General features: G+C 57.7%; 12 protein-coding genes. 8 read left to right on the top strand and 4 right to left on the bottom strand.

Annotated elements, in window-relative coordinates; translation table 11 throughout:
• Nucleotides 1–5: 5 nt before the first annotated feature.
• The gene (norR, locus tag JFT81_RS18360; protein WP_201228422.1) at nt 6–1,565 is read right to left on the bottom strand and encodes a nitric oxide reductase transcriptional regulator NorR; all 1,560 of its coding nucleotides are present in this window, start codon (nt 1,563–1,565) and stop codon (nt 6–8) included.
• Between the two features lie 164 nt (nt 1,566–1,729).
• On the opposite strand from norR, the gene hmpA reads away from it, so the two are divergent.
• The 8 genes from hmpA to JFT81_RS18320 all read left to right on the top strand — a co-directional run bounded on the left by hmpA (nt 1,730) and on the right by JFT81_RS18320 (nt 10,206).
• A complete protein-coding gene (hmpA, locus tag JFT81_RS18355) occupies nt 1,730–2,911 on the top strand; it encodes an NO-inducible flavohemoprotein (protein WP_201228421.1) in 1,182 nt (393 codons plus the stop codon).
• Between the two features lie 251 nt (nt 2,912–3,162).
• The gene (locus JFT81_RS18350; RefSeq protein ID WP_201228420.1) at nt 3,163–3,672 is read left to right on the top strand and encodes a disulfide bond formation protein B; all 510 of its coding nucleotides are present in this window, start codon (nt 3,163–3,165) and stop codon (nt 3,670–3,672) included.
• 840 nt (nt 3,673–4,512) lie between these two features.
• The gene (gene cyoA, locus JFT81_RS18345; RefSeq protein WP_008084799.1) at nt 4,513–5,454 is read left to right on the top strand and encodes a ubiquinol oxidase subunit II; all 942 of its coding nucleotides are present in this window, start codon (nt 4,513–4,515) and stop codon (nt 5,452–5,454) included.
• A gap of 3 nt (nt 5,455–5,457) precedes the next feature.
• Nucleotides 5,458–7,488, top strand: coding sequence for a cytochrome o ubiquinol oxidase subunit I (cyoB, locus tag JFT81_RS18340; protein ID WP_158958288.1), 2,031 nt, complete (start codon nt 5,458–5,460; stop codon nt 7,486–7,488).
• Nucleotides 7,489–7,491: 3 nt separating this feature from the next.
• Nucleotides 7,492–8,115 carry a cytochrome o ubiquinol oxidase subunit III gene (gene cyoC, locus JFT81_RS18335; protein ID WP_129395410.1) on the top strand — a complete coding sequence of 208 codons (624 nt, stop codon included), beginning with the start codon at nt 7,492–7,494 and terminating at the stop codon, nt 8,113–8,115.
• The gene (gene cyoD, locus JFT81_RS18330) at nt 8,115–8,450 is read left to right on the top strand and encodes a cytochrome o ubiquinol oxidase subunit IV (RefSeq protein WP_201147669.1); all 336 of its coding nucleotides are present in this window, start codon (nt 8,115–8,117) and stop codon (nt 8,448–8,450) included. Before cyoC ends, cyoD begins: the two co-directional genes overlap by 1 nt.
• Before the next feature lie 10 nt (nt 8,451–8,460).
• On the top strand, nt 8,461–9,348 hold the full coding sequence (gene cyoE / locus JFT81_RS18325) for a heme o synthase (RefSeq protein ID WP_053123579.1): 888 nt from the start codon (nt 8,461–8,463) through the stop codon (nt 9,346–9,348).
• A gap of 366 nt (nt 9,349–9,714) precedes the next feature.
• Nucleotides 9,715–10,206 carry a RidA family protein gene (locus JFT81_RS18320; protein ID WP_201206504.1) on the top strand — a complete coding sequence of 164 codons (492 nt, stop codon included), beginning with the start codon at nt 9,715–9,717 and terminating at the stop codon, nt 10,204–10,206.
• A 68-nt stretch (nt 10,207–10,274) separates the two neighbouring features.
• On the opposite strand, the gene JFT81_RS18315 is transcribed toward JFT81_RS18320, so the two are convergent.
• From JFT81_RS18315 to JFT81_RS18305, 3 genes are all read right to left on the bottom strand, one after another.
• Nucleotides 10,275–10,976: a hypothetical protein gene (locus JFT81_RS18315; RefSeq protein ID WP_201228419.1), complete on the bottom strand. Its 702-nt coding sequence runs from the start codon at nt 10,974–10,976 to the stop codon at nt 10,275–10,277.
• Nucleotides 10,977–11,094: 118 nt separating this feature from the next.
• Nucleotides 11,095–12,606 carry a HAMP domain-containing sensor histidine kinase gene (locus JFT81_RS18310; protein WP_201228418.1) on the bottom strand — a complete coding sequence of 504 codons (1,512 nt, stop codon included), beginning with the start codon at nt 12,604–12,606 and terminating at the stop codon, nt 11,095–11,097.
• Nucleotides 12,603–13,313 (bottom strand): response regulator transcription factor, encoded by a 711-nt coding sequence (locus tag JFT81_RS18305; protein ID WP_201147677.1) that lies wholly within the window; start codon nt 13,311–13,313, stop codon nt 12,603–12,605. Before JFT81_RS18305 ends, JFT81_RS18310 begins: the two co-directional genes overlap by 4 nt.
• Nucleotides 13,314–13,432: the final 119 nt, after the last annotated feature.

Here is a 13,432-nt window from a genome sequence, read left to right as displayed (position 1 = left end):
TTGCTTTAGCTTTTCATGCCCAACCGCTTGGCCATGCGCCCAAGGTTTGCTCGATCCAGCCCCAACTCACGCGCCGCGCTCGCCCAATTGTCCTGATTGCGCTCCAGCGCCGCACTGATCAAGCGCCGCTGATATTCCTCGGTGGCGCTGCGCAAAGCGCCGTTGATCAGCGGCGCCGCCGCTACAACATCGGCAGCAGGTTCGGCGGAGTTATCCACAACCTCGCGCGGCAAATCCAGATCCGCCGCACTCAAACTGAGAATCTTCGGCCGTACCTTGCAATTGCCCAAAGCCTTCAACGCACTGCGCCCGATCAAGTGTTCCAGCTCGCGCACATTGCCCGGCCAAGTGTAGGCGAGCAGTGCCTCCTGGGCATCGCTGTTCAGGCGCAGGCTGTTGAGGCCCATGCGCGAACGGTTCTGTTCCAGAAAGAAACCGCTAAGCAGCAACACATCGCGACCGCGATCACGCAACGCTGGCACCTTTAAAGGGTAAACACTCAAGCGATGATAGAAGTCGGCACGGTAACGCCCGCTGCGGACTTCTTCCGCCAGGTCACGGTTGGTCGCGGCGATCAGGCGCACATCGACCTGATGTTCCTTGTCCGAGCCCAATCGCTGCAACTGCCCGCTTTGCAGTACGCGTAACAGTTTGGCCTGCACCGTCAGTGACAACTCACCGACTTCGTCGAGAAACAACGTGCCGCCATTGGCCAGTTCGAACTTGCCACGACGGTCGCTGGTGGCGCCGGTGAAGGCGCCGCGCACGTGCCCGAACAGTTCACTTTCGACCAGCGTGTCGGGGAGGGCGGCGCAGTTGAGGCTGATGATCGGTTTGTCGGCACGCGGCGAGGCGGCATGGATCGCCTGCGCCACCAGTTCTTTGCCGACGCCGGTTTCACCGGTGATCAACACAGTCAGATCACTGCCGCCGACCAGGTTTATTTCTTCCACCAAGCGTTTAAGCGCTTTGCTCTGGCCGATCATTTCGCGGTTTTGCTGACCGCTGGCCTGACGATAAACCTCGGCGCGCTGGTGCTCGTCTTCGGCGCGAGTCGCCAGGCGCTCGATGCGTTCGGCAGCGTTGACCGTCGCCGCTGCAAGGCTGGCGAAGGCTTGCAAGGCGTCGAGTTCGATCGGTTCGAAACGCTCGGGATCGAGGGCGTCGAGGGTGATCAGACCCCAGAGCTGTTCATCGACGAACAGCGGGCAGCCAAGGCAATCGTGGACTTCGAGATGCTCGTCGAGGCCATCGACCAGACCGTCATAAGGGTCGGGCAAGTCGCTGTCTGCAGCAAAACGCGTCGGCCCGGCACCGGCCAGCAGAATCTCGAAACGCGGATGCTCGCTGACTTTGAAGCGCCGGCCGAGGGTGTCGGTGCTCAAACCATCGACTGCCAGTGGCACCAGCGATTCACCGTCGAGACGCAACAACGCGGCGGCATCGCACGGCAGCAGCGCGCGCATGGCTTCGAGCAGGCGTCTGTAGCGCTCGCCCTCCGGCAGTTCGCGAGAAAGATCGGAGACCAGGGGCAGCAGAGCAGTCAGTAGAGATTTGGCAGTCATGGTTTGTAGTCAAAGAGACAATATGTAGTCGGGATGACTATAAGTCCCTTTGAGTCGTTATGACTACGTAAATTTCAAACTGTTGATTTATAAGGATAAATAAGTTGGCACGGAAACTGATAAGCCTAAGGTAACTTTTCAAAGAAAGCTCAGGAGTCAACCTTATGCTTAGCGTCCAGGATCGTGCCATCGTCAAGTCCACCGTGCCTCTGCTGGAAAGCGGCGGAGAGGCGCTGATCACCCACTTCTATCGCATGATGCTCTCTGAATACCCAGAGGTGCGCCCATTGTTCAATCAGGCGCACCAGTCCAGCGGCGACCAGCCGCGTGCTTTGGCCAACGGTGTGTTGATGTACGCCCGCCACATTGATCAGCTTGATCAGTTGGGCGATCTGGTGGCGAAGATCATCAACAAGCATGTGGCCCTGCAAATCCTTCCCGAGCATTACCCGATTGTGGGTGCGTGCCTGCTGCGTGCGATCTCTGAAGTGCTCGGTGAAGAGATCGCCACGCCCGAAGTGATGAGCGCCTGGGGCGCGGCTTACGGGCAACTGGCTGACATTCTGATCGGCGCCGAAACCGCCATCTATGACCAGAAAGAACAAGCCGTCGGCGGCTGGCGCGGGGCGCGTGAGTTCATCGTTGCGGCCAAGGTCGAGGAAAGCGCGGAAATCATCTCGTTCTACTTCGAACCTGCGGACAAAGGCCCGATACTGGCGGCCGAACCGGGTCAGTACATCGGCATGAAGTTGATCCTTGATGGCGAAGAAATCCGCCGCAACTATTCGCTGTCGGCGCTGGCCAACAAAGGTCAGTACCGCATCAGCGTCAAGCGCGAGCCGGGTGGTCGCGCGTCCAATCACTTGCACGATCAGTTACATGTTGGCGCGAGCATTCAGTTGTTCCCGCCGTCGGGTGAGTTCACCTTGACCGCGAGCGACAAGCCGTTGGTGCTGATCAGCGGCGGCGTTGGCATTACCCCGACACTGGCGATGCTCGAAGCCGCGCTGGAGACCGAGCGTCCGGTGCACTTTATCCACTGCGCGCGCAACGGTAGCGTCCACGCCTTCCGAGACTGGATTGATGGGCTGGCGGCGCGTCACCCGCAACTTAAACGTTTCTACTGCTATGCCGAAGATGACGGCGTGAGCCCGGCGGCGGACAAGGTTGGGATGCTGAGCCAGGAGTTGCTCGGTGAGTGGTTGCCTGAGCAGCGTGACGTGGATGCGTACTTCCTTGGGCCGAAAGGCTTCATGGGCGCAATCAAGCGGCATCTGAAGGCGCTGGGTGTGCCGGAGAAGCAAAGCCGTTACGAGTTCTTCGGGCCGGCTGCTGCTTTGGAATGATCTGATACCGAGTCGCTTTCATCGCGGGCAAGCCCGCTCCCACAGGTCAGGCGTCGCCCACAGATTTTTTGTGCGCCGCCAATCCTGTGGGAGCGGGCTTGCCCGCGATGGCCGTTACACCATTCTGATTTGGCAAACCTCACTACAAGTTAATGGTTCCTTAACCGCTTTATCGTTTATTGCCCCGGTGTAGACTTGCGACAACTTTCAGCCGCTGGCCGGCTGAACCATGGACATACAAGGGAAAGGCAATGAGCGAGGAAACGATTCGGTTGGGCCGTGAACGGCGCTTTCTGGTGCTGCTGGGGATCATCTGCCTGGCGCTGATCGGTGGCGCGCTGTACATGCAGATCGTGCTCGGCGAAGCGCCGTGCCCACTGTGTATTTTGCAGCGTTATGCGTTGCTGCTGATCGCGCTGTTCGCGTTCATCGGCGCGGCCATGCGCACGCGGCGCAGCATCACCGTGTTCGAGGTGCTGGTGGTGATTTGTGCGATTGCCGGGGCCGGCGTTGCCGGGCACCACGTGTATACCCAGTTCTATCCGGCAGTCAGCTGTGGCATCGATGTGTTGCAGCCGATTGTCGATGATCTGCCATTGGCGAAGATCTTCCCGCTGGGATTCCAGGTTGACGGTTTCTGCTCGACGCCGTATCCGCCGATCCTCGGCCTGTCGCTGGCGCAATGGGCGCTGGTGGCGTTTGTGCTGGTGGTGATCCTGGTGCCACTGCTGACCTCGCGTAACCGAAAAGAACTGCGCTGAATCAACTTTTCGGCAGTTGCGCCGATACAGCTAACGCCTCGATTTGCGGATCAGCAAGTCGGGGCGTTTTGCCGTTCAGAGACTTTGTGAAATCGCCGTGACGAACGGCAAGGGAGGGTGCGGCAGGTGTGCGACATGTTGTCACACGCGGTGTGCCGCAGGGGTTCGTGAAGTGGCCGATTGGCCTCTTGTTACATAAAAACATTGGTCTGTTTCAGGGTTTTTCTGGTTTTGAACGTGAGTGCCAGATCAGGCAGTTTTAACACGCTCTGGCAAATGGCCAGAGCCCTTGGAATATCGGGCTTTGCGCCGATCAGACGTTCAGAAAAAGCCTTCGGAGCTGTCTGAACTGAGGCGGATACACCTACATTTTTTGGTGTTTTTGTTGAGAATCGATTTCGATAACATGCGGAACTTTTGCAAAAATGGTGATGGATTGTTGCTCGAATGGATAAAAATTATTTCGGGATAAGACATGGTGTATAGGGCGCTACCTATCTACAATCGCCCGCACTGAATTCCCGGCACTGTTCAGCCTTTATTAAGGAGCACTTTATTAAAGGGCTGCGCAGGAAGTCGGGTGTCGAGCAAGTCGAGAGGCTTTCAAGACACCCAGGTGTCGGTGCCTTCCAACTTTCCGCACCAAATGGAATTGGTCTGTAACAAGGCCTTTGACCACGAATTCGAATAAGAACTTAACGCTGTCCCGGGATTTGTCGAGCGTCTGACGCGCGACGGGCGGCCCTTATTCAATCCAAAGAAAATGCCAACCCTTGGCAGGGTGAAGTGTTGGCGATCAAAACCCAACTGCATTGCGCAAGCTGCTTTAGAGGTCGTGAGATGAGTAAAAACAGGTACCCCAGATTACTAGGCCTAGTGCCGCTGCTCGGCACGTTGTTGCTGGGAGGCTGCAACATGACCTTGCTCAATCCAACGGGCCAGGTCGGCCTGGAACAGCGCAACCTGATCATCACCGCGACCCTGCTGATGCTGTTGGTCGTTGTGCCGGTTATCGTCATGACCTTCCTGTTCGCCTGGAAATACCGCGCGTCGAACAAGAACGCCGTCTACACCCCGAAATGGTCGCACTCGACCAAAATCGAAGTGGCTGTGTGGACCATCCCGGTCCTGATCATCATTGCCCTGGGTTACATCACTTACATCTCGACTCACGAACTGGACCCGTATCGTCCGATTGAGTCTGACGTCAAGCCAGTGACCATCGAAGTGGTCGCGCTGGACTGGAAGTGGCTGTTCATCTACCCGGAACAAGGCATTGCCACGGTCAACAAGATCGTGTTCCCGGCGCACACGCCAATCAACTTCAAGATCACCTCTGACGCTGTGATGAACTCGTTCTTCATCCCGGGTCTGGGCGGCCAGATCTACGCGATGGCGGGCATGCAGACCAAACTGCACCTGATCGCTGACCGCAACGCTGAAATGGACGGTATCTCCGCCAACTACAGCGGCGCGGGTTTCACCGGCATGAAGTTCAAAGCCATCTCAACGACTCAGGAAGATTTCGACGCCTGGGTAAGTGAAGTCAAGAAGTCACCTAAACAGCTTGATCAAGCTGAATACGCAGCCCTTGCCAAGCCAAGCCAGAACAACCCAGTCGAGCTCTACTCCTCGGTCACGCCGAACCAGTTCCAGATCATCGTCGACAAGTACGAAGGTATGAAGCCGGGCAAGCCACTGAAGCACGAGAAGAAAGAGAAAGAAGTGGCGGCCACGGAAATTGACTCGAGTTCGCATTCAGCTGCCGGGGCAGAGGAGTAAACGATGTTTGGTAAATTAAGTTGGGAAGCCGTCCCATTCCACGAACCGATCGTGATGATTACCATCGCCATGATCGCGCTCGGTGGTCTGGCGCTGTTCGCTGCAATCACCTACTTCAAGAAGTGGACCTACTTGTGGACCGAGTGGTTGACCTCGGTTGACCACAAGAAAATCGGCGTGATGTACATCATCGTCGCCATGGTCATGCTGCTGCGCGGCTTTGCCGACGCCATCATGATGCGTACCCAGTTGGCCATGGCCACCGAGGGTTCGCCTGGCTACCTGCCGCCTGAACACTATGACCAGATCTTCACCGCTCACGGTGTGATCATGATCATCTTCATGGCGATGCCATTCTTCACCGGCCTGATGAACCTTGCAGTGCCGCTGCAGATCGGCGCACGTGACGTTGCCTTCCCGTTCCTGAACTCCCTGAGCTTCTGGCTGCTGGTGTCCGGCGTTGTGCTGATCAACCTGTCCCTGGGCGTTGGCGAATTCGCCAAGACCGGTTGGGTTGCTTATCCACCGCTGTCGGGTCTGCAATACAGCCCTGGCGTGGGCATGGACTACTACATCTGGGCGCTACAGCTGTCCGGGTTAGGTACGACGCTAACGGGGGTTAACTTCCTCGCGACCGTGCTGAAAATGCGTACCCCTGGCATGAAACTGATGGACATGCCGATCTTCACCTGGACCTGCACCTGGGCTAACGTTCTGATCGTGGCTTCGTTCCCGATCCTGACCGCTACCCTGGCACTGCTGACCCTTGACCGTTACATGGATTTCCACATTTTCACCAATGAACTTGGTGGCAATCCAATGATGTACGTCAACCTGTTCTGGGCGTGGGGCCACCCTGAGGTATACATCCTGATCCTGCCGGCATTCGGCATTTTCTCGGAAGTCATCTCGGCCTTCACCGGCAAGAAACTGTTCGGCCACCACTCGATGATCTACGCCTCGGGCGCGATCTCGGTACTGGGCTTCATGGTTTGGCTGCACCACTTCTTCACCATGGGTTCGGGTGCAAGCGTCAACGCCTTCTTCGGTCTGGCGACGATGCTGATTTCCATCCCGACGGGTGTGAAGCTATTCAACTGGCTGTTCACCATCTACCAGGGCCGCCTGCGCTTCACCAGCCAGGTGCTGTGGACTCTGGGCTTCATGGTGACCTTCGCCATCGGCGGCATGACCGGCGTACTGCTGGCCATCCCGGGTGCTGACTTCGTTCTGCACAACAGCCTGTTCGTGATCGCGCACTTCCACAACGTGATCATCGGCGGTGCGGTATTCGGTTACATCGCCGGTTTCGCCTTCTACTTCCCGAAAGCGTTCGGCTTCAAGCTGCACGAAGGCTGGGGTAAAGCAGCGTTCTGGTTCTGGATCTCGGGCTTCTTCGTCGCGTTCATGCCGCTCTATGCACTGGGCTTCATGGGCATGACCCGTCGTCTGAACGCCACCACCAACCCTGAGTGGGTACCGTACCTGTACGTTGCCATGTTCGGTGCGGTGATGATTGCTGCCGGTATCGCCTGCCAACTGATTCAGCTGTACGTCAGTGTGCGTGACCGCAACAAGCCAGAGAACATCTGCGATCACGGTGACCCGTGGAATGCACACACTCTGGAATGGTCGACCTCGTCGCCACCTCCGTTCTACAACTTCGCTGTGCTGCCTAAGGCTGACTGCATCGACCCGTTCACCGAAGCCAAGGAAAACGGTACTGCGTACCAGCAACCGGCCAAGTACGAGCCGATCCACATGCCGAACAACACTGCCACTGGCGTAGTGATGGGCGCGCTGTTGACCGTCTTCGGTTTCGCCATGATCTGGCACATCTGGTGGCTGGCCATCGCGAGCCTGGTAGGCACTGTCGTCTACTTCGTGATCCACGCTGCACGTGATGACCAGGGCTATATGGTTCCGGTTGAAACGATCGAACGTATCGAAGCCGAGCAGCACAAGCGTCTGGTCGCGGCAGGGAAAATCCCGGCCAACGCCACCCGTGTTGAAACCTCGTTGGAACAGGCTTAAACCATGTCGAATTTAGTGACCAATGCTGGACACGCCCATGGTGAACATGGGCACGATGACCATCACCACGATTCGGGCGAGATGACCGTATACGGTTTCTGGCTCTACCTGATGACCGACTGCATTCTGTTTGCGTCGATCTTCGCGGTATACGCGGTACTGGTAAACAACGTCGCCGGTGGCCCTGCGGGCCACGACATCTTCGAACTGCCATACGTGCTGGGCGAAACCGCTCTGCTGTTGTTCAGTTCGATCACCTACGGCTTCGCCATGCTGGCGTTGTACAAAGGCAAGAAGCAGCAGGTTCTGGGCTGGTTGTTCATGACCTTCCTGCTGGGCGCAGGCTTTATCGCCATGGAGATCAACGAGTTCCACCTGCTGATCTCCGAGGGCTTCGGTCCTAGCCGTTCGGGCTTCCTGTCCGCGTTCTTCACCCTGGTCGGTACCCACGGTCTGCACGTATCTGCGGGTCTGATCTGGATGGGCATCATGATGTACCAGGTCAACAAGCACGGCCTGACGGCGACCAACAAGACCCGTCTGAGCTGCCTGAGCCTGTTCTGGCACTTCCTGGACGTGGTGTGGATCTGCGTATTCACCGTTGTTTACCTGATGGGGACCCTGTAATGGCTAACGCACACTCCCATGACAGCCACGACGCCAGCCACGGCAGCGTCAAGTCCTACGCGATCGGCTTCATCCTTTCGGTGATCCTGACCGCTATTCCGTTTGCACTGGTGATGTACCCGTCGTTGCCGAAATCGATCACGCTGATGATCGTTCTGGCTTTCGCCGTGATCCAGGTGGTTGTCCACCTGGTGTACTTCCTGCACCTGGACCGTTCGGCTGCGCAACGTAACAATGTGATCGCCTTCGTGTTCGCCGCGATTGTGATCGTGCTGCTGGTTGGCCTGTCGTTGTGGATCATGTTCAGCATCCACACGTACATGATGGCGAAGTGAGGTAGACCCGATGTCGCTCAAGCACTTTATCCAAATCACCAAACCGGGGATCATTTTCGGTAACGTGCTTTCTGTGGCAGGCGGGTTCTTCCTGGCCTCGAAAGGGCATGTCGATCTGGCGGTGTTTCTGGCAGCCATGATCGGCACGTCCCTGGTTGTCGCCTCCGGTTGCGTGTTCAACAACTGCATCGACCGCGACATCGACCTGAAGATGGAACGCACTAAAAACCGCGTGCTGGTGCAGGGCTTGATCTCCCTGAAACTGGCCCTGGTTTACGCGACCATCCTTGGTGTTCTCGGCGTTGCATTGTTGTACAAGGTGGCCAACCCGTTGGCTGCCCTGTTCGCGGTAATCGGCTTTGTTATCTACGTCGGCTTCTACAGCCTGTACCTCAAGCGCAAGTCGGTTCACGGCACGCTGGTGGGCAGTCTGTCCGGCGCCATGCCGCCAGTGATCGGTTACGTTGCTGTAACCAATAGCTTCGACATGGCCGCGCTGACGTTGCTGGTGATGTTCAGCCTGTGGCAGATGCCGCATTCCTACGCCATCGCGATCTTCCGCTTCAACGATTATCTGGCCGCATCGATTCCGGTGCTGCCAGTGAAGCGCGGGATTCAAGTGGCCAAGAAGCACATTCTGCTCTACATCCTGGCGTTCCTCGTGGCGACCTTGATGCTGACCTTCAGCGGCTACGCCGGCATGAGCTACCTCGCTGTAGCCGCGGCCATGGGCATGTACTGGTTGTACATGGCCTGGACCGGCTACAAAGCGGTGGATGACACCGTCTGGGCACGTAAGCTGTTCGTGTTCTCGATCTTCACCATCACCGCGTTGAGCGTCATGATGTCCCTGGACTTCAAGGTGCCGGCGGAGTTGCTGCTGACGTACGCGCCGTAAGGCTCAAAGGCTTGAAGAAAAACCCCGCACATTGAGAGATGTGCGGGGTTTTTTGTTGCTCGTCATAAATTCCCCTCACCCCAACCCTCTCCCGAGGGAGAGGGAGTCGACCGAGTTATCACGAGGCCTCTATTGACCTGAAACATCTTGGCGGTTATGGATTCGCTGAAGCGCTTTCAGGTCGGTGTAACTCGTCAATATTCCGCGATCAGTCCCCTCTACCTCTGGGAGAGGGTTAGGGTGAGGGGAAGGGTTGCGACTAAGGTTCAAAACCCCTAGATTTGGATCCAACCAATTCAGTGACAGCGCCAAGCCTTTTACAGGTGCTCAACTGTTCTTCACGCATCGATAAAGAGGCTGGGCGAAATGACTGAGAGGATGACCTGCGACGAACGCTTCATTGCCCTGGCCCAGGATCTGAACTATGACATCTATGGTGAGAACACGGCCGGCGGCAATTACGCGCCGCTGATCCGTCATCACGATGAGTTGTACATCAGCGGCATGGTGCCGCGTACTCACGGCAAGATTCAGTATCCCGGACGCGTCGGACTGGAGCTGACCCTGAGGGATGCCCAGGCCGCCGCGAGCATCAGTGCGATGCGTTGTCTGGCGCTGATCGTCGATGCAGTCGGTTCTCTGGACAAGATCAAGGCGTTGCTGCGGGTCACCGTGTATGTGAAGTCGACGCCGGACTTTGTTGACCTGAGTGAAGTGGCCAACGGCGCATCGGACGTGTTCAGCCATGTGCTCGGCGATGCTGGCCGGCACACGCGTACCACCGTCGGTGTGTATCAGTTACCGAAGAATGCGGCGATTGAAGTCGACATGATTGCGGCATTGCACTCCGACGCATAACCCCCAGGCCGGAAAGCAAAAAGCCCCGCCTGAATCTCAGTGCGGGGCTTTTTCGTCAGCGCTGAAAATTACTGCGCAGCGATGCTGTACCCATCAAACGCGGTCTGTTTTTGCAGGGCGGTGATGATGTTCTTGCGGTTAACGGCTTGCTCGGAGCCCTCGTTATCAACGAAGACTTCGCTTTCCAGTTCCGCTTCTTCGCCTTCACCGACGAAGGTAAAACCGAGGAATTCCAGCGCTTCACGGTCAACGCTCAGGCGCGAGCGCGGCGTGCGCATTGGCAGAGTTACGCTGATGCCGTCTTTACTGATGATGAAGATTTCGACTTCTTTCTTCTTGGCTGTTTTGCTCTTGCCGCCACTCGGGTTGCTGATCGCCTGATGAGTCTGGTTCAGCACTTTGAGAGCCAGGCCGTAAACGATTTCCTGGAACGCCGGATCGTCCTTGAAGCTGGACAGGATGCGGCCGATCGAGAACTTGCTGCTGAGGTCTTCAAGAGCGGCGAGATCGGCGGCTTCGGCGTCTTTCAGAGACTTGAGTTCGCCCATCAGCTCGTAGGCCTTGTCGTCATCGAAGCTGTCGTGAGCCTGACGGATTGCGGTGCGCAGTTCGCGGATCTGGTCGCTCTCGCGGGTCGACTGGAACGCGTCCAGGACCATCTCGCTGATGATTTTGGCTTGTGGCAGGTGTTGTGAAAGATTGATGGAGTTTTCGTATTCCGCTTTGGACGATTCGGTGACTACGGATTCAGCGGTGTTGAAATCGGACATTGAAATTTCACTACTTTTTAACTTGAGTGGAGATGAGCAAGCCCGTGGGCTTTTTCAGGCCGACTAATTTAGGGGAGCGCGGCGGCGTTGTCACGGAGCAACGGGCCGGCGGTCTCAACTATTTCCCCGGGGTGTTCAGATTCATCGAGCGCACCACCCATTGTTCGGCCGTTTGCTGATCTGTCGGCAGCGAGAAGCGGAACGTCGCACCGCGACCGCTGATGTCCAGCAACTGAATCTCGCGCCCGTGCAGTTGCAGAATGCGGTGCACAATGCGCAGCCCCAGGCCGCCGTCGCGTCGCGCGCCACCGATATTGAAGGGCCGCAGGAACAGACCTTCGCGCAACTCGGCAGCAATGCCCGGCCCGGTGTCACTGACCGTCACATCGACCAGACTGCCATGGGGTTTCAGATCCAGTTCGATTTCGCCGCCCTGGGGCGTATGGCGCAAAGCGTTATCAACGAGATTGGTCAGCACCCGTTCGATCAGCCCGAGGTCGGCGCAGACCGTTGGCAGGTTGGGTACGAAATGCGCCTTGAGTTCCACTTGTCGTGCTTCGGCCGTAAGTTCGAATTTCTGAAAGATGTCCTGCACCAGATCAATCAGGGAGAACCGCTCCAGCACCGGTTGCACAAAACCGTGCTCGAGGCGCACCAGCTCCAGCAGTGATTGCGCGAGGCCACCGACCTTGCGGCTTTGATCGAGAGCGATGCCCAGATAACGGCGGCGTTCCTCTGGGGACAGCGTGGCGTCTTTGAGTGACAGGGTTTCCAGATAACCGTGCAGCGAAGCCAAAGGCGTGCGCAGGTCGTGGGAAATATTCGCCACCAGTTCGCGGCGTTCCTGATCCTGACGGGTCAAGGAGCGCCACTGTTCGCCGAGGCGGTTCTGCATCTGCCGGAAAGCCGCGTCGAGGACCGCAATTTCATCCGGGTCAGCTGATTTCTCCACCGGTGCCGGTACGGGTTGCGGCGCGCCATCGATATCAAAACGGCTGACCGTTTCGGTCAGTCGCCGCAGCGGCCGCGTAATCAGATTGAACGCCGTAAGACCGGCAATCAGGCACAGCAACGCCACCAGCCCGATTGACAGCAGCGCGGTGTTAAGCGCCGCGCTGGTCGCCCCACGCTCGGCGAAACGGTCATGTTCTTCGCTGAGCAACACCACGTACAGATAACCGGCCGGTTTACCGTTGACCCGCAACGGCGCGGCGCTGAAAACCTTACGCCCGTCAATGCTGCGCGGGTCATCGCCGAGGATCGGCAGAGGCTGATCGTTGAGCAGTTGGCGGATCGGCGCCAGATCGACCTGCTGCCGACGAATCCGGCCCTCGGGAGCGGCATTGCCGACGATCCGCCCCTCGGTGTCGAGCAGATACACCTCGACACTCGGGTTGACCAGCATCAACTGACTGAACAGTTCGCGCACGGCACCCGGCATCAGGCCATTGCTGTCCATCAGCACCGTGTCGTGGGCGATGTGTTGCGCCAGATCCCTCGACAGCCCCTGCACCACCTCCAGTTCATGCATCTGACTGGAACGCACTTGCAGCCATGCCGAGGTGCCGCAGCACACCAGCAGCAACACGGCGAAAACGATGGACAGGCGCTGCGTCAGGGTCAATTTCATGGATGTTCTGCACCGAATTTATAGCCGCGGCCCCACACCGTGAGGATACGCGAGGGCTGGGCCGGATCTTTTTCGATCTTTGCCCGCAGGCGATTGATGTGGGTGTTCACCGTATGTTCGTAGCCCTCATGGCTGTAGCCCCAGACGGCGTTGAGCAGGTCCATCCGCGAGAAGACTTTGCCCGGTTGGCGCGCGAAGAAGTACAGCAGATCGAACTCCCGTGGCGTGAGATCGAGGCGCTGCCCGTCGAGACTGACATCGCGGGTGATCGGGTCGATGCTCAGGCCATCGAGGCTGAGGCTGCCGGCGTCCATCTTCAGATTGCGCGCCATCGCATCGACGCGGCGCAACAAGGCTTTGACCCGGGCCACCAGTTCGAGCATCGAAAACGGTTTGGCGAGGTAATCATCGGCGCCCAGTTCAAGGCCAAGAATGCGGTGCAATTCGCTGGAGCGGGCACTGGTGATGATGATCGGTGTGTAGCGGGCCATGGCCCGGGCGCGGCGGCAGATTTCCAGACCGTCGACCCCCGGCAGCATCAGGTCGAGGATCAATGCATCCCAATGACCTTGCTGCAGCAGGCGCATGCCTTCGTCGCCGTCGGCGCTGTGTGTCACCTCAAATTGTTCATCCCGCAGATGCAGGCAAATGAGGTCGGCGATGTGCAGGTCGTCCTCGACCACGAGAACGCGTTTGGTCTGTTCCATGAAACTCAATCCTTCGGCGCGATAGGCGCATTGTGCGGGTTTTCCTCCGGGCGAGTTATCACGAATTCGTTAACTTCCCGTGAGGATTTGGCGATCAAACCAAGCCTAGGCTGTGTTCC

Source organism: Pseudomonas sp. TH43 (assembly GCF_016650635.1).
Lineage (GTDB): Bacteria > Pseudomonadota > Gammaproteobacteria > Pseudomonadales > Pseudomonadaceae > Aquipseudomonas.
The sequence above is the reverse complement of the archived record's forward strand: the minus strand, read 5'-3'. Positions and strand labels throughout refer to the sequence as shown.

Coding starts and splice junctions, on each gene's coding strand:
- norR (WP_201228422.1), bottom strand. CDS start 1,565: ATGACTGCCAAATCTCTACTGACTGCTCTGCTGCCCCTGGTCTCCGAT.
- hmpA (WP_201228421.1), top strand. CDS start 1,730: ATGCTTAGCGTCCAGGATCGTGCCATCGTCAAGTCCACCGTGCCTCTG.
- JFT81_RS18350 (WP_201228420.1), top strand. CDS start 3,163: ATGAGCGAGGAAACGATTCGGTTGGGCCGTGAACGGCGCTTTCTGGTG.
- cyoA (WP_008084799.1), top strand. CDS start 4,513: ATGAGTAAAAACAGGTACCCCAGATTACTAGGCCTAGTGCCGCTGCTC.
- cyoB (WP_158958288.1), top strand. CDS start 5,458: ATGTTTGGTAAATTAAGTTGGGAAGCCGTCCCATTCCACGAACCGATC.
- cyoC (WP_129395410.1), top strand. CDS start 7,492: ATGTCGAATTTAGTGACCAATGCTGGACACGCCCATGGTGAACATGGG.
- cyoD (WP_201147669.1), top strand. CDS start 8,115: ATGGCTAACGCACACTCCCATGACAGCCACGACGCCAGCCACGGCAGC.
- cyoE (WP_053123579.1), top strand. CDS start 8,461: ATGTCGCTCAAGCACTTTATCCAAATCACCAAACCGGGGATCATTTTC.
- JFT81_RS18320 (WP_201206504.1), top strand. CDS start 9,715: ATGACTGAGAGGATGACCTGCGACGAACGCTTCATTGCCCTGGCCCAG.
- JFT81_RS18315 (WP_201228419.1), bottom strand. CDS start 10,976: ATGTCCGATTTCAACACCGCTGAATCCGTAGTCACCGAATCGTCCAAA.
- JFT81_RS18310 (WP_201228418.1), bottom strand. CDS start 12,606: ATGAAATTGACCCTGACGCAGCGCCTGTCCATCGTTTTCGCCGTGTTG.
- JFT81_RS18305 (WP_201147677.1), bottom strand. CDS start 13,313: ATGGAACAGACCAAACGCGTTCTCGTGGTCGAGGACGACCTGCACATC.